Genomic DNA, 15,376 nt, shown 5'->3' on the forward strand with positions numbered 1-15,376 from the left:
CTCACCACTCCCCCGTATTGTCATTGTTTTGAATTCCGTCAGCGTTTTCTTTCAAGTCCAGTAAGACCTTTCGAATTTGCTCACCCTCTTGACTCACACCAAATCGGCGTTTGCCCAAGACCTCGATTTCAATTTTCTTCAAGGCTTCCGTTAAGATGATGTCGAGTTTTTCTTGCTCAGTCTTTCCGTATTCCTGACTTTCGCCTTCGACGATAAGTGCTGTGAAGTCACCATCAATCACTCCGTCCACATGCATATGGTTTGTCCGATGATAAACGGATGTCGCCAACTCTAAAATGTCCGGTGTTGTCAGCAATTTTGTTTCAATCCCCATAGATGAAAGGCTTTGTTGCACCATCTGACATCGTGTGTACATTTCTTTTAACACATAGTCGTATTTTTCGACGTCTGTTGAGTTGGTCAATGTCAGAGCCTCATCCAATGGAACAATGATGTATTTCTTTTTCTGTTTGGTGTTTCCAATACGCTCATAAATCTGTCCAAATTCTTTAAAGTAGACTTCAGCGTACTCAGAAAGGTTCGGATAGTCTTTTAACGTTTCAGTGATATCACCTTCTAAACTCTGCATTTGTTTCGTATTGTCCATCGTCTTGGTATGAACGAAGATACTAATCGGAAAAGTCAATGAGTCTAGGAAACGTTGAAACGTTGCTTCAATCGCCCCTTTTTCCTTATTGGTTCTCAGATTATAGTTAATCGAAGACACCTCAATATATGCTCGATATTGATGGTTCCCAAGGTTCACCATGGAGTCCTGGATATCTTGGAATGGTAAAAACTCTTGAGCCGTTTCAATATCTTTTTTAACTGACGTATCTCCATTTGTTGGGCTTGTTTTTTTGATGGCATAATATACCGCATACCCCATGCTACCGAACAATGTAAATAGCAATAAAATCCCGATTGCAATCATCATTACTCAATCACTTCCTTTCGCTTGTTAGCTAAATCGCCTTTTTGACTACGTAACTTTCGTTTAAGTGTCAGGTATCGAAAAAGCGTCAACCCTTTCTTCTTGACGAATACGAACGGTAGACATGTCGTCAATCCAATGACCCCCAAAATGAGCGAAAATATCTCAGAATTTAAAGTCATGTATGAAACTGAAAACAGTACAATCGCAATACCTGCTCCGCCTAACATCCAAAAAAACTGCCCCCAATCAAAAAGTCCGCCGATAACTTTTTCTTTTTCTTTCACGTCCGGTGGTACTTGATACAAATTCATTGTCATTCCCCCAATCTTTCTTTCATAACTATTTTTAATATAGTCAATATGAATTTTGTTTATAATACTAATTTAACTTCTCTCATTTTAGAATAAATCAATGAAAACATGCTATTCTGAGCGGTCGAACCTCGGTTCAACCAAAGAAAAAAGAGCCTACTAGAGACTCTTTTGAACATCATGATAGTGCAGTGTAGAAGAAACCTACGATAATCGCTACTCCACCTAGACCTGCCGCCGCAATACCTGCAAAAACGAGTCCGGAAATAGCTTGTTGACGTGCTGACGGATTACCTGCAGATGCCCCAAGCTTCATAAATTGAATGATGAAGAATAGAATCATCGATACTGCGGCGATACCTGCAATACCAGAAATCCAGAAACGATACTTATTGATAAAGTTGTTCCATGATTCCGCCATGTCTTTTTCCCGGTCCATTTCTCCAGTTGTCGTAACACCGTCTGCACCAATCGTGACACTAGGCAATGCTGTTGCGGTTCCCTTAGGTTCCTCTTTTTTATCGTTTTTATCGTTTTTTGCCGTTGCATGCGCTTCTTCTGGAGCCACGACACCCATTGTACCGATTGCCGCTACTCCAAATGCGAGAGCAAGGCTTGCTTTAGAAACGATATCTTTTGCTTTTTTCATTTCCAATCACTCCCTTATGTGAATATGTTTTTGTTTGGCAGAAGCAACCAGTACCTCTGTTTCATCATTAATCTACTCAAACTTTCAAAGTTTCATAACAACCTAGAACCAAAATTTGTCGAACTCTTGAAAAAAATATGTCTGACCTTCTACTCAAATAAAAAGGAACCATACGCCGAAATGTACGGTTCCCATTTTGTCACGCCAACAATGAGTAGATTTCCTCATATTTGTTGACTGTGATGTTTTTATACATTATCTCCAAAGTCCTTGGGTTGAATGCAAATACAATCTCAACTTTTCCCACATCTGAGTAATAGATAAATCGCATTTCTTCATCTTTCACATCAGAGTCTCTTGAAATCATCAAATCTGATGTAAGGCTCGGGTGCATCTTTTCAAATAGACCTACCACTATCCTTTCAAGGTTGTCTTCCCACTCAAGCCAATCCTCAGTAGTGATACTCACCAACCTTAAGTCATAGTTCAAATTCAATCTGCTGAGAATCACATCATATTCATCTTCCAATGCTTCTAAGCCCTCAACTGCCTCGTGCACTCGCGTCATTGAGATGGAAAGCTCCTCGACAAGTCTGCATAAGCTTTCTTCATGTCAATGATACCCTTTAAGTCTTTTTCTTTCCTCATCACCTTTTCTTGAATCTGCATGAGTTCATTCAACGATTCAATCGGCAAGCTCTTAGCTTTTGAATCGCTTTCACCCATGAAGATTTCGTCAGAGAAGTATCTCAAGACATCGGACATCTTGAGCCCGGGCGAGGCAGACTCCATCGACCCATCATGTACGAGCATGACACTCTCAAAGACAACCTTTGCTTGTCCATCAATTCGTTTGACAAGACAACGGTATTGAATTTGCACATTTTCTCCAGGCTTCGAAAAACCTTTTCCTGCCGGTGTATTCGTAACACCATTCATTTCAATCATTTGTCCGGGGTGGATGACAATCGTGACATCCGAAATGAAGTCGATATCCTTTCCAATTTTCAATCTGATTAAAAGGCTCTCCCTTTCCGTGTTGTGTTCATCCGCAAATCGTTTGATTTCTTTTGATAAGTACTTCCGATTTTCGTTAAAATAGATTGTCCATTCATCCAATTTCTGATACAGCTCATATTTCATTTCAATCGACCTCCCAATTATGTTTATGAAAACACCTTCTTTTGCATCATTCTTCATCTTATGCAAGGCGTTCAAAACTAATAAAAAAGAGCGAGAGGATTTCTCCACTCACTCCATGTTGATTTTTGCTTTCGTTGCCTCGTCAAGCACGTTATAGATATTCTTTAGTGGAACATCGAATGTGTTGCCTCCTAACGTGACTTTCGCAATCCTTGACTCTTCATCTCCTGAAACCGACATGCTCGTGGTTTTCAATGTGAAGGTAGTATCTGACGTCCGTTCGAATTCTACCGTTTTGACTTCTTCTTTTACTGTGTCAACCGCCAAGACTGCATTGTCAACACTCTTATTCATAAGAGAAATATCTCCTGTTATCCCGTAATATACGAGACCGGCAATCAACAGTCCTCCTAAGATGGCGACAACCTTACTCATGAGCAAACGAATCAGTACAAGTAGAACGATTATTAAAACAATGAAAACAAAATTGTCTTTTAATAGTTGAATCAACATATCCATTCCATATCTCCTCCTTCAGTTATAATGGTCGAGCACTCTATATTCTATGAGCATTCTCAATGACCAATGCCTTCTAATCCAAACTCTTTTTTGGATGTTTCTTACGTTTCGCTTCCAACAGCTCCCGCTTTGTTTTTGTTCGTTTTGTGAGGGTCGAGATGGCAATCTCCCTGCCTCTGCGTTTCAGAGTGACATCGTATCTACCTTCACGTTCGAGTCTCTTTCTAAGTTTCTGTGTCCTGGTTTTTGCCATTTGCAACACTCCTGTTTATTTAGATACCTCATCCTATTCAACAAAAGACAAGCTCATCAATGTTTTTCATTATCGTTGTTTCAAAAAGAGTGGCTTTATCTTGTCATCGAACCCTTCTTCAATCAACTCATTCCCAAAGTCCTTGAGAACATCTCTTATTTTCATTCCGTGCATCTCTTCAATCTCATCGATTAACGAACGATATGTCGAGACGAACGTGTCTGCTGAAATTCGATTTACCTTGTCCTGATATCCCGATTGGATGACATCGTCTATCCCTTTCCCAAAATCCTTTTCCCACCATGCATAATGTATCTTCACATCGAACTCTTTCATCGCCTCCACCATCGCAGAAAGAGATTCAAACACATTGATATTGGATGCAACGTCACTGTCAAACATGACGATAATATTCAAGAATGGATGATTCTGTTGCTCCTCCAGGTCATGAATCGTATGAATCAAGTCCTGCTTCCAATTTTGAATCCCCTGTATCGACAGTGCTTGAGCTTGATAATGCTTTGCGATTGCTTCTGACTTAAATATTCCTTCTGTAATGAAAAGAACGTAGGGATATTTGTTTTTGGTAGGTATAGATACATGAATGGGCGAACCGCTCCCTGTGCCAAACTCCATTGTGTCCTCGTCATTGGCAAAACTAGAGGACATCCAGATATAACGCTTTTCACCTTTCTTGGCGATATCTTTCCGAATTTGAATCCCCTGAATTTTCCCATGCAAGTCTCGAATAGGTATTCCGATACCCTTGATGGACAGGAATGTATAAGCACGTTTCGACACATCTCCTTTTTTCTTATAGAACCCCGGAACACCTTTCAACATGTGTTGGTCATATCCGTATTCGTCCTCCAAAGCCTGAAGGAAATGCTTGAGATACCGACTACTTCGTGAAGGTATGCTGAAATACCCCACTTTCTCGATTTCTTCATCCGTCAACAAGCGCTCTTGCTTCAAGTGTTCTAAATGTTTCGTCGAAAGTTTTTTGCCACTTCCTTCGATGACACTCTCCCCTTGAGAAAAGATATCGAGAACATTGGAGATGACATCCGGTTCAGCACGATGGTCTTCAACGCTATTTTTCCAAAGATTGTCGTATGAACGAACAATTTTCGTTGTTTCTTCTTTAAAAGTTGAACCACTATTGTACAGTGCCACTTGTTCCTCTGTCACAATGCCGTAAATCAACGCTATCTTGAATACCGCTTCAGGGAATCCGATACCTTCCGTTTCTCGGACGAACTTGATTGCATCCCCTTGCTCCCCACAAGACCAACAATAGTATTTTCGTTTTCGGTCAATGACCGAGAAAGAACCTGGAGTCCGGTCATTATGGAAAGGACAAAGACCTGGTTGCAATTCGTAAACATTTAGAATCAAATCCCGAATCGATATATTCCTTACATTCTCTAAGACTTCTTGAAAAAAAGACTCTCGTGTTTCTTGCATCTGTATCACTCCCCCTACCGGACTTTTTTATTTCATTATATTTATTTTTTTGACTATAGTCAATAAGCATGCGCTTTTGGAGATAAAAAAAGACCCTCTAAGGGGTCTTAGGCTGTCATGAAAAGTTTAAATACCTTTTCTTGAACGACGGTTCTTATGACATTCTTATCAATATTTCGAATCTTTTTCTGATATGCCTTTTCAAGGGGCTCAATGATACTATCATAAGCCGCCATGAACTCATCCATATCGACTCGTTTGAGACGTGCGGTTTCCTGATTGTGAATCAGGTCGTCAATCCCTTTTCCGTATGATTCATCCCACATCGCATTGTAAAATTTGATATGAGGAAAAGCTTCTTTGATTTGATTGACCAATTTCTTTAGATGTAGAAAGACATTCACATTCTCCACCATATCGGCATCGTGTGCGACGAAGATATATTTTATTTCGCCCTGTTTCTTCTCGATGCCATTCAATTCTTCTACAATCTCCTGAAAATTGCCTACTCCTTGCAATGAGATGGCAGTTGAACCAAAATGTCTGGAAATAGCTATTGATTTAAAAATGCCTTCCGTGATAAACACCACATTGTTGAATCGTTCCCCATTAGAATAAGTCGTATGAAGAGGTGCTCCTGCAGGCGTCCCATGCTTGTAAATGTTTTTATGTTGAGCATAGGTCGAAGAAAACCAGGTGTAGCGCTTTTGGTCTTTATCGACATCATCTTGACGGATTTGAATTCCTACAACCTGTCCATTGCTATTTCTAACAGGAATGCCTATACCTTTTTTGTTTGTGAATACATAAAGGTATTTTTTTTGCCCATTTTTCATTTCACCATAATGGTCTGCAGTAACAAAACCCGGGACATGTTTGAGTTCTTGACTGTCCAACCCTCTCTCAGCCATCGTTTTATAGAAGCGGAGCAAGAAATCCTGAGACGCTTCTGGAAATGTGAAAAATCCCCCGACTTGAATCTCTTCGTCTGACAGTCCTCTCCCTTTTAAAATCTCTTGATGAGCATCAGATAATGTACACGTATCCATGAACGCCGAAAACAGACCATCTAAAACCTCAACAGACGCCTTATCGACGACATCATCAGATTTAGCCCTCGCTTTTCGTTCAACCGGTCTTACCTTTGTATCACCAGAGACCCCTTCGAAATACGCTTCTGCTTGAGATTTTGTGACAATATTGTGCATGTAAGCTATCTTCATGACGGCTTCCTTATACTCAATCTTTTCCATTTCCATCACAAAGCGAATCCCGTTCCCACCTTCTCCGCAAGAAAAGCACTTATAGATATTCATCTCATCATTCAATTTGAATGACCCGAAACTCTCATCGGCATGGAATGGGCAATGCGCATCATTATCCGAATAAGGGTTCCGCTTGACTGTCACGTACTCTTCTACTATATCGGTGATGCTAATTTTCTTGACTTCTTCCAATACACTTTTGAAAAATGTAGCCTTTTTCTTCATGTTTGAGTTCGACTCCTTCAGGAATAATTCCATTAAAATAAAATGTAGTCACCTACGCCAATAATTTTCTATCTCTCATACTATGCAGAGAATGTACAATACATGAAACAAAAAAAGAGAGACATAATGTCTCTCTTGAAATGTTTGTTTAGAACGGGAGGTCATCATCAGCAGGTGCTGAAGCTGAAGCCGGAACCGTTTCCGCTGTTTTTTTCGGGGCATCCGCACCATCGTTTGGATAGCGAACAACCTTGAAGTCTCGTGCGACGATTTTGAGGCGTTTTTTGCCGTCAAACTCTTCGACTTTAAAGAATCCAGAGATACCGACTAGACAGTTTTTGCGAACGCCTGCCGTTTTGATACGTCCTGAAAGTTGTTCCCAAGCCGCAACGTCTAGGAATACCGCTCCGTCTTCAGTGACAGGGGCTTCAGTACCTAAAGCGTAATTAAATTCTTTCGCACGGTTGTGTGTGACGATTTGGAAGTTCGTAACAGGTTTTTCACCGGTACCATCTCGCAAATCTCCAGTTACCCAACCTTCAACGTAACCGACTGCAGTTCCCTCTTCTTGTCCTTTAAACAAACTTCCGAATGTGAATCTCTTTTTTTCCATAACTTTCATCTCCCTTTGAAGTAAATTCTTTTTGGTTTAAGAATACCTTTTGTCCTTGCTTACTCTCATTATAGATAGCGTTGACAAAAGTATTCTCGTTAGTCTATTAAACTTATTGAAGAAATAATCATTGCTCAGTGTTGACCCTGCTCAAGTTCGGCGATTTCTTGCCATCCTTGGTCAATTTCTTTTTGTAGAGCATTCTTTTGAATTTCGTCTGTCGATTGATTCAATTCATTCTCTAGTGCGTAGAGCATCGTCTTCTTCTCTTGAATTTCGACTTGCTCCATGTTTTCAAAGCTCGTGACGGCGATTACCGACTTCGTTGCATCATCATATTCCAATACAGCCAAACCATCCTCCACTTGATAGATGGCTCCCATCTTTTTCACGTCCCCATCAGCCAAAAGGATTTCTTTGACCGGTTCCTCGTATCCATGTTTTGCAAGTTCGTCTTTGTAATCCTTTAAAAACTTTTCTCCGGTGAACAATGTTGAAACATCATATACACTCAATCTCTTCTTGTCCCCTGATTCAGTCTTATATTCCGCCTCTACCTGTGAAGGTTCTTTGTCCGGGGCGACCACGGCATCCTTGTCCCCGCAACCTGCAAGGACAAGAAGTGGCGACATCAGTAACACGCTCAATGTTTTCACTTTCATTTTGTATCGTCTCCTTTCTCAATGATGACAGGCATTGCATACTCGACATCATATGGAATATCGTGTTCGACACGCTGAGTCTTCAAGTCATAGACCTTCAAGCCGGTAGGCGATTGCATGTAGATATAATCTTTATCGACAACATGGTTCGTCGATTTGTACTCCATCTCATTTGCCTCTATCGGGATTCGCAACGTCAAATCATCTTTTTCTAAACGATTGTCTCGGATTCCGTATCGAACAAATTCATAAGATGGCGTATCCCCATTGACACTGTGTCCGACAAGAATGAATTCTTCCCCATCATCATTTGTAAGCATGAGTGAGTTCGTAGCACCTGTCTTTTGTAGACTTTCAATGTCCATCGTTTCGGAATTGACATAGAGTACGATGTTCTCACCCTTGTCCTCACCGAATCTGCTGTGAACAACGATATTCCCATCTGACTCCTGCATCGATGTCAACGTCTCGCCTACTTCAATCTTCGATGCCACCCCGTTCGAGACTTTTACGATTTCATTCTCAGTGAGGTAAAAGACACTTTCGTTCTGAATCAAAATATCTTTCAGAACCGGAATGTCGTCGATGGTTGTCTTTGCGCCCGATGCAATGTCCGAGATGGACAATGTCTTCAATTTATCATCATAGACAGCAAGTGTTTTTCCATCAGTACTGAATTGATTTGGCGTGTTCCCTGCAAATCCGCTTGCGAGAACTTTGGATGATAGTTCACCGGATTCCTCTTGAACCTGATATAACGTATCCCCATCGAATGCAAATAACTTCTCATGGTCTGTAGAAGCCTTGTATGCCATTGGTTTACTTGTAATCGATGGCAATTGACCGACTAGTTCGCCGTTCTCGACTCGCACCAAGTCGAACCCACCATCCGATTTCGCCATAATCGAATAGTCCGCCAAATAATTGACAGCTTCTTTCGTCTCTGAAAATGGAGAGTCTTCACTGACGACCAACCATAGTCCCCCTGAAACGAGTGCGGTGACCAAGAGCGAACCTCCGACCCAAATCTTCCCTCGATGCTTTTGCATCGTATATTTCCAATGATTCGACATATTCTCAACTCCTTTTCTTTTGTTCTATCGCTTCATAATGTTTTCGGAGAGCTGTCAATGAGATTCCGACAGCATCCGCTTCATGATTGTTTTTAACCACTACTCCGCTCTTTTGTGCAATCTCCTCGATGCGTTTGACGACATCATCTTTCGATGCTCGTCCATTTCCGGTGCAAATCTTTTTTACTGTACCTGGTGTGTAATCTGCAACGGGTAGTTGATGTATCCCACCCAAGAGGTAAATTGCTCCGGACACCATCTGAGTTCTCATAATGGAAGCAGACCTGTTTCTTCCTGTGGTCTTTTCCACAGGATTGAAAAACAATTTCTCTAACCCAATCACATCAACATTGTATGAATGTATCAATTTATTTATGAATTCAAAGATTTGAAAGATACGTATAGCGTCGCTGTTTGAGGCATACGTTCTAAATACTCCCGAATGAAGAAGAACTTCGTCGCCGATATCATTCAACGTTGTGAGTCCAAACCCCACATTTGCAATCCCTTGGTCAATCCCTAGCGCTACGATTGAATTAACCTCAGAATCATTGTTCATTTATACATATCCGTTCTGTTTCATTTTTTCAGCAATCGCACCGCTTACGACTTCATCTAGGATAGAGGTTATCAAGGATTTCATTGTCGGTGATTCTTGAATCATTTGTTCAATCGAGATATATCCACTGTTCAATCCTAATGTGAGTTCTTCCTTGATTGCTTCATATCGTTCATCGTTCAATAAGAAGTCTCTAAAACGAAAATCATCTTTCCACATATGCCAGTTTTCATCATCTTTCAATTCTTCAGAAGTTAAATCATTCATGATGATTCCGAACCACGTACTGACCAACATCCGAGCATAATACGGGATATGATTCTTCGATGTCGTGATATAAACCTCCTGTTTCGTCCAGGTCACATCTCCCTTCCCCTCCATAAGCAATAGTCTTGATACGATACGTCGAATAATGTCTTGGTTCTCTGAATGAATAGTGATTCGATTATAATTTTCTTGTCGTAACATTTTATCAACTCCTTTCATTGTTCTATCTGTATGTGTAGTTTGCGACCCATTTCAACTGTCGCTGTTATATCTATCATAGTTTTATTTTTTGACAATAGTCAAATTTATTCGATTCAACTTCTGCTCTATGTGTAAGCAAAAAGACAGGTCTGATTGACCTGTCTCAATAACCCTTGCCATATGTCGCTATTTTAGTTCTGATGATGTCGGATAGTGGCAAGTCTAGACCTGAATGGACGATTTTATCCTCTTCGTCCGTCACCGGATGACATAACTGCACCTCATCATCAAGTCTTAGTTTCATACCTGTAACGCCTTTGCTATTTCGTTTCAGATAGTGAATGCCAGAAGTTTTAAAACGTAACACCTTGTTTTCTTTGGACACAAGGATTACCTCGTTCGTCACCTTGCCGACAAACAAGACCTTGTCCCCCTCGTCTAACCTATGGGCAAGCACGCTCGAACGATTTGTATCAAATTCCGAACCTTTAATAAGCTTTACACGACCTTTTTTAGTCACAAACAGCAGGGTGGAATCCAACAATTCAGACTTCGGGATAAGAAAGACAGATGCTTCACTCTTTTCCATGTTGGCAAGAGCTTGTATCGGCTTCCCTCGTTCTTTACCCTTGGCTCTTGGAACATCTTCGACCTTTAGCTGTACTGCCATGCCATCTGTCGTCATTGCAACCAATCGCTCGGTGTTCTTCACAATCATTGATTGCCGCACCGACTCGGTGTCACCGTCAGTACCGCCTTCCAATGCCTTTACGTATCCAAATTTATCGACTTGTATCTGGACGTCAAACTCCTTGACCTCTTCCTTGTAAACCTGGGTCTTTTGGTTTGTGACGACCGTCATCCGTTCTCGACTATGCTTTTTCTTGTAGGATTGCAGTGTTTTGCGAATCTCTTTCATCATCAATCTTTCGTCTGACAATACACTCTGGTAGAAGTTAATTTCTTTTATCAGCTCATCGTATTCGCTCTGGACATGCAGGACTTCGAGTTTTCCTAGTCGTTGCAACTTCATATCCAGTAAAGCCTGAGCTTGCGTAGGTGTGAAGCCAAACTTCGAGGCTACTTTCTGGTGTTTCTTCATCCCAAACTCTATGTCGGTTGTGTCTCCTGTTGTCAGACATGCTTTCATTTGTTTGACGTCCTTCGACCCTCGAACAACATCAATAATCACATCCATGACCGGAATCGCATATAAAAACCCTTCCAATAATTCTCTTCGGGCTTCAGCCTTGGGCAGAAGATATTCAAATCGCTTGCGATACAACTCTTTTTGGAATGATAAAAAGTGATGTAGATAAGGGAGCAACCCCACATGTTCAGGTTTTCCATCAACAAGTGCAATGAAGCGGTAGCTCTCGGAGTCTTGAAGTTTCGTGTGTCGGTATAATTTATGCAGGAACTTTTCTGCGTCCACACCTTTTTTCAATTCGATGATGATGCGTATCGAATGGTCACTCTCATCACGAACGTCACTAATCTCTTGCAACTTCTTCGTATTGACGACCATGTCGATGATGTCGTTGATAAGTTTCTCTTTTCTTCCTGAAAATGTGTATGGAATCTCTTCGATAATCAGATTGGTCTTCCCGTATTGACCTGGCTCTACTTTAATCTTCGAGCGGATGACCGCCGTCCCTTGTCCAGACTCATACATGTCTCTCATATCATCCGCATTGACAATCATTCCTCCAGACGGATAATCGGGTCCTTTTACGAACTCCATGATTTCATCTAATGAGGCAGTCGGTTTTTTGATGAGATGCAGTGACGCATCAATGATTTCAGTTGGGTTGTGTGGCGGAATACTTGTATTCATTCCAACAGCGATACCCATCGTTCCGTTTATAAATAATTGTGGTATCAAAGCAGGTAATACGACGGGTTCTTCTTCACTCCCATCAAAGTTTTCTTTCATCTCAACGACGCCCTTCTCGAAGTCTTGCAACATATATAAAGCTTCCTCGGTCAATCGAGCTTCAGTATAGCGCATAGCGGCAGGTGAATCTCCATCAATCGAACCGAAGTTACCGTGACCATCTACTAATGGAACTCGCACCTTGAAGTCTTGAGATAGTCGAACCATCGCCTCATACACGGCTGAGTCTCCGTGTGGGTGATACTTACCAAGGACATCTCCGACAATTCTGGCGGATTTCTTATGCGGACGGTCATATGTCAGGTTCATCATCCTCATCGCATATAGAATCCGACGGTGGACGGGTTTGAACCCATCCCTTACATCCGGTAACGCACGGTCAGTGATGACCGTCATGGAGTAATCCATAAATGATTGTTTCATTTCTTCTTCATAGCTTATATTCACGACCTCTTCGTAAAGAGAATGAACATTTTTCTTTTTCATTTTTCCCATTGCATCAACTCCCTTTTCTGTCTTTTCTCAGAGTATTTTCAATGATAGTTCAATTGTCTTTGATTCATGCAAGTTGGCTCACCCTACCCACTTGAACAGGATGAATAGCACCACGATATGTGCCGGATAAAATCCATAGAAAAACCACTTGGACACAGACACGTTGAGTCCTGGGGTCATCTTCACCACAATCAACACCATGAAGGCGAGAACCGCAAAGATTTGGAGTGGTGACAACACCAACGAGTACAATGTCGTTGCGAAGGCAAATGCAAGGAATTGAGAGATGGGTCTACTCGATAGCAAATGAAACATAACAGGTAGCAAGACACCATATATCCCGTATTCTAGCGGTATCGCCGAACCGACAATCACCATCACGGCACCTACGCCATATCGTTGTTTTTCAATCGCAAGGACAAGTGCATAGCCCACGAACAGTGTGAAAAAAATGTTTAGACTTATTTCCGTCAGACCAAATCCAATCATGTAAGGGATTTGTGAAATCAGACCGAACAAAAATAAGTATTTCAACTGTTGGAACGGATTTCGTGTATGGCGGAATCCGATAGCAAGCTGATATGCAAACAAAGGAAAGGCGATGCGTCCGACAATCCTTAATATTTCAAGATGTGGATACAAAATCCCACCGATATGGTCAATCAACATGAATAGAATTGCTAATAGTTTGAGCGTGTTTGATTGTGATTTATTTAATGTCATATGTGTCCCTCCTTAAAAAGGGCGGGAGTACTCCCGCCCTCTATTAATGTCAGATTGCGACCTTTGCATCCTCGGCATGGTCATAGATAAATTGCTTGCGTGGTTCAACCTTCTCTCCCATCAAAACGGATGTGATTTTATCCGCCCCAATAGCGTTCTCAATCTGAACTCTTCCTAAGCGACGAGTCTCCGGATTCATTGTGGTGTCCCATAACTGGTCAGCATTCATTTCTCCAAGACCTTTGAACCGTTGGATGTTACGAATTTTTGTTCCGAGTGTTTCTTTCATTTGAGCCAATTCTCTTTCAGAGTAGGCATATAAGAATTCTTCTTTCTTGCCTGTCGTCTTCAAAACAACCTTATACAAAGGAGGTAAGCCTCTATAAACAAACCCTTCATGGATGAGCGCAGGTGCAAAACGATATAGGAGAGTCAGTAGTAGAATTCGAATGTGGCTCCCATCAACATCGGCATCCGTTAAGATGATGATTTTGTTGTATTTCAACTTTTTGATGTCAAACGACTCTCCGACGCCACAGCCAAGCGCAGAAAATAGTGTTTGAATCTCTTTATTCTGTAACGCTTTTTCCAATGATGTTTTTTCTACATTCAACACCTTCCCACGCAAAGGAAGAATGGCTTGAGTCCGACGGTCTCTGCCAGCTTTAGCCGTTCCGCCCGCAGAATCCCCCTCCACGATGAAGAGCTCGCAATCTTCTGGTTTCCGTGAACCTGCATTCGTCAACTTCCCATTCGTCTGCAACTGAATTCCTTTGGACTGAAAATTCACTTTTGCTCGGTCTTCCGCTTTTCGAAGCTTCAAAGCTTTCAACGCATTTTCCAGGATGTGCTTTGCATCATCGATAAATACATCGAAGTGTTTTGGAGCATCGTTCAAGACCACATCCTCAACCGCTCCACGTGCATCCGTGGAACCTAGCTTCCCTTTTGTTTGACCTTCATATTGTGGGTCTGGATGTTTGATTGAAATCACAGCGACTAGACCGGTTCGGATATCTTTTCCGTCCAGGGACTCTTTTAAAATCCCGAGCTCCTTCCCGTAACTGTTCATGAGCCGGGTCAATCCACTTCTGAGTCCCGTGACGTGTGTCCCGCCTTCAATCGTCGTAATGTTGTTGCAATAGCTGATGATTTGTTCTGAAAAATCACTTGTATATTGCATGGCGACATCCACTAAAATCCCATTCGACTTGCCTGAAAATGAGATGATGTCAGTGAGCGTCGTCTTATCCTCATTCATGAGGTTCAAAAAACCTTCAATCCCACGTTCCTCGTGAAAGGTTCTCTGGTATCCCGTCTTTTCATTTTTCAACACAATGGTCAACCCTCTGTTCAAAAACGCACTTTCCTGCAACCGTCTTTCAATCGTCTCCAGATTCCAAGTGGTCGTTTCAAAGATTGTGTCATCTGGCAAGAACCGAACTGTCGTCCCTGTAGTCGTGGTTTTACCTTTAACGGGCAACTCGCCTGAGCGCATCAGCTTAATGACAGGATTCCCTCCATGCTCATAGCGGTCAAAATAAATATGCCCATCTTTATGAATCTCTACTTCCACGTAAGCGGATAGCGCATTTACAACCGAGGCGCCTACTCCATGAAGTCCTCCTGAAAACGCATATCCGCCATTGTTGAATTTTCCTCCCGCATGAAGGATGGTGAACACGACCCGTGCGGCACTAAATCCAGTCTTCGGATGCACATCTACAGGGATTCCTCTCCCGTTGTCTCGAACTTCTATCGAGTTGTCCTCTCGAATCGTTACTTGAATTTGGTCACAATATCCGGCTAGGTGTTCGTCGATAGAGTTGTCGATGATTTCCCAAATCAGATGATGTAAGCCTCTCGTACCAGTACTCCCAATATACATTCCTGGTCTCTTTCGGACTGCCTCTAATCCATCCAAAATATCAATATTCGTCCCATCATATTTTTCCGTCATGAATATCACGCCCTTCCTTAGAAGTCTGCAAGACTTCTCGTTTAGTTACTTTCTACTCAGAAGGCTATGCAAATCAGACTTTGGCTATTCATTCATCCGTGCCATGCTTTATTTTGCGTATGGGCAACTTTCCCGAAACATAAACCGATAGACTGAC

At 41.7% G+C, this 15,376-nt stretch carries 16 protein-coding genes; all 16 read right to left on the reverse strand.

Features of this window, described 5'->3' with window-relative positions:
- Position 1: 1 nt before the first annotated feature.
- Complete coding sequence (locus KNO61_RS11540) at positions 2-937, reverse strand: hypothetical protein (RefSeq protein WP_214688541.1); 936 nt, start codon at positions 935-937, stop codon at positions 2-4.
- Positions 937-1,248, reverse strand: coding sequence for a PrgI family mobile element protein (locus tag KNO61_RS11545; RefSeq protein WP_214688540.1), 312 nt, complete (start codon positions 1,246-1,248; stop codon positions 937-939). Before KNO61_RS11545 ends, KNO61_RS11540 begins: the two co-directional genes overlap by 1 nt.
- A gap of 178 nt (positions 1,249-1,426) precedes the next feature.
- On the reverse strand, positions 1,427-1,897 hold the full coding sequence (locus KNO61_RS17270; protein ID WP_251030831.1) for a hypothetical protein: 471 nt from the start codon (positions 1,895-1,897) through the stop codon (positions 1,427-1,429).
- A gap of 199 nt (positions 1,898-2,096) precedes the next feature.
- Positions 2,097-2,465, reverse strand: a complete 369-nt coding sequence (locus KNO61_RS11555; RefSeq protein WP_214873398.1) for a hypothetical protein — start codon at positions 2,463-2,465, stop codon at positions 2,097-2,099.
- Positions 2,462-3,040 carry a hypothetical protein gene (locus KNO61_RS11560; RefSeq protein ID WP_214873400.1) on the reverse strand — a complete coding sequence of 193 codons (579 nt, stop codon included), beginning with the start codon at positions 3,038-3,040 and terminating at the stop codon, positions 2,462-2,464. The genes KNO61_RS11555 and KNO61_RS11560 overlap by 4 nt, the downstream gene beginning before the upstream one ends.
- 108 nt (positions 3,041-3,148) lie before the next feature.
- Positions 3,149-3,559, reverse strand: a complete 411-nt coding sequence (locus tag KNO61_RS11565; protein ID WP_214688534.1) for a hypothetical protein — start codon at positions 3,557-3,559, stop codon at positions 3,149-3,151.
- Positions 3,560-3,881: 322 nt separating this feature from the next.
- On the reverse strand, positions 3,882-5,279 hold the full coding sequence (locus tag KNO61_RS11570; protein WP_214873403.1) for a CHC2 zinc finger domain-containing protein: 1,398 nt from the start codon (positions 5,277-5,279) through the stop codon (positions 3,882-3,884).
- Between the two features lie 107 nt (positions 5,280-5,386).
- Entirely contained in the window at positions 5,387-6,769 is a 1,383-nt protein-coding gene (locus KNO61_RS11575; protein WP_214873405.1) for a CHC2 zinc finger domain-containing protein, read from the reverse strand.
- A 148-nt stretch (positions 6,770-6,917) separates the two neighbouring features.
- Positions 6,918-7,382 (reverse strand): single stranded DNA-binding domain-containing protein, encoded by a 465-nt coding sequence (locus KNO61_RS11580; RefSeq protein WP_214688528.1) that lies wholly within the window; start codon positions 7,380-7,382, stop codon positions 6,918-6,920.
- Positions 7,383-7,516: 134 nt separating this feature from the next.
- Complete coding sequence (locus KNO61_RS11585; RefSeq protein WP_214873408.1) at positions 7,517-8,044, reverse strand: hypothetical protein; 528 nt, start codon at positions 8,042-8,044, stop codon at positions 7,517-7,519.
- A complete protein-coding gene (locus tag KNO61_RS11590) occupies positions 8,041-9,117 on the reverse strand; it encodes a hypothetical protein (protein ID WP_214873410.1) in 1,077 nt (358 codons plus the stop codon). The genes KNO61_RS11585 and KNO61_RS11590 overlap by 4 nt, the downstream gene beginning before the upstream one ends.
- Before the next feature lie 4 nt (positions 9,118-9,121).
- Positions 9,122-9,676, reverse strand: coding sequence for a crossover junction endodeoxyribonuclease RuvC (locus tag KNO61_RS11595; RefSeq protein WP_214688521.1), 555 nt, complete (start codon positions 9,674-9,676; stop codon positions 9,122-9,124).
- On the reverse strand, positions 9,677-10,144 hold the full coding sequence (locus tag KNO61_RS11600; protein WP_214688519.1) for a hypothetical protein: 468 nt from the start codon (positions 10,142-10,144) through the stop codon (positions 9,677-9,679).
- 163 nt (positions 10,145-10,307) lie between these two features.
- Positions 10,308-12,536 carry a DNA gyrase/topoisomerase IV subunit A gene (locus tag KNO61_RS11605; protein ID WP_214873412.1) on the reverse strand — a complete coding sequence of 743 codons (2,229 nt, stop codon included), beginning with the start codon at positions 12,534-12,536 and terminating at the stop codon, positions 10,308-10,310.
- A gap of 78 nt (positions 12,537-12,614) precedes the next feature.
- Complete coding sequence (locus KNO61_RS11610) at positions 12,615-13,259, reverse strand: TraX family protein (protein ID WP_214873414.1); 645 nt, start codon at positions 13,257-13,259, stop codon at positions 12,615-12,617.
- Between the two features lie 49 nt (positions 13,260-13,308).
- Positions 13,309-15,219, reverse strand: coding sequence for a DNA gyrase/topoisomerase IV subunit B (locus tag KNO61_RS11615; protein WP_214873417.1), 1,911 nt, complete (start codon positions 15,217-15,219; stop codon positions 13,309-13,311).
- Between the last annotated feature and the right edge of the window lie 157 nt (positions 15,220-15,376).

Origin of the sequence: Exiguobacterium sp. s140, assembly GCF_018617035.1 — a bacterium.
GTDB classification, from domain to species: Bacteria; Bacillota; Bacilli; order Exiguobacteriales; family Exiguobacteriaceae; genus Exiguobacterium; species Exiguobacterium profundum.

Excerpts from the sequence above, each read along its gene's own strand:
- KNO61_RS11575 (WP_214873405.1), bottom strand. The coding sequence starts at position 6,769 with ATGAAGAAAAAGGCTACATTTTTCAAAAGTGTATTGGAAGAAGTCAAG.
- KNO61_RS11605 (WP_214873412.1), bottom strand. The coding sequence starts at position 12,536 with ATGGGAAAAATGAAAAAGAAAAATGTTCATTCTCTTTACGAAGAGGTC.
- KNO61_RS11565 (WP_214688534.1), bottom strand. The coding sequence starts at position 3,559 with ATGGATATGTTGATTCAACTATTAAAAGACAATTTTGTTTTCATTGTT.
- KNO61_RS11590 (WP_214873410.1), bottom strand. The coding sequence starts at position 9,117 with ATGTCGAATCATTGGAAATATACGATGCAAAAGCATCGAGGGAAGATT.
- KNO61_RS11610 (WP_214873414.1), bottom strand. The coding sequence starts at position 13,259 with ATGACATTAAATAAATCACAATCAAACACGCTCAAACTATTAGCAATT.
- KNO61_RS11560 (WP_214873400.1), bottom strand. The coding sequence starts at position 3,040 with ATGAAATATGAGCTGTATCAGAAATTGGATGAATGGACAATCTATTTT.
- KNO61_RS11600 (WP_214688519.1), bottom strand. The coding sequence starts at position 10,144 with ATGTTACGACAAGAAAATTATAATCGAATCACTATTCATTCAGAGAAC.
- KNO61_RS11580 (WP_214688528.1), bottom strand. The coding sequence starts at position 7,382 with ATGGAAAAAAAGAGATTCACATTCGGAAGTTTGTTTAAAGGACAAGAA.
- KNO61_RS11615 (WP_214873417.1), bottom strand. The coding sequence starts at position 15,219 with ATGACGGAAAAATATGATGGGACGAATATTGATATTTTGGATGGATTA.
- KNO61_RS11595 (WP_214688521.1), bottom strand. The coding sequence starts at position 9,676 with ATGAACAATGATTCTGAGGTTAATTCAATCGTAGCGCTAGGGATTGAC.
- KNO61_RS11540 (WP_214688541.1), bottom strand. The coding sequence starts at position 937 with ATGATGATTGCAATCGGGATTTTATTGCTATTTACATTGTTCGGTAGC.
- KNO61_RS11570 (WP_214873403.1), bottom strand. The coding sequence starts at position 5,279 with ATGCAAGAAACACGAGAGTCTTTTTTTCAAGAAGTCTTAGAGAATGTA.
- KNO61_RS11585 (WP_214873408.1), bottom strand. The coding sequence starts at position 8,044 with ATGAAAGTGAAAACATTGAGCGTGTTACTGATGTCGCCACTTCTTGTC.
- KNO61_RS17270 (WP_251030831.1), bottom strand. The coding sequence starts at position 1,897 with ATGAAAAAAGCAAAAGATATCGTTTCTAAAGCAAGCCTTGCTCTCGCA.
- KNO61_RS11545 (WP_214688540.1), bottom strand. The coding sequence starts at position 1,248 with ATGAATTTGTATCAAGTACCACCGGACGTGAAAGAAAAAGAAAAAGTT.
- KNO61_RS11555 (WP_214873398.1), bottom strand. The coding sequence starts at position 2,465 with ATGACGCGAGTGCACGAGGCAGTTGAGGGCTTAGAAGCATTGGAAGAT.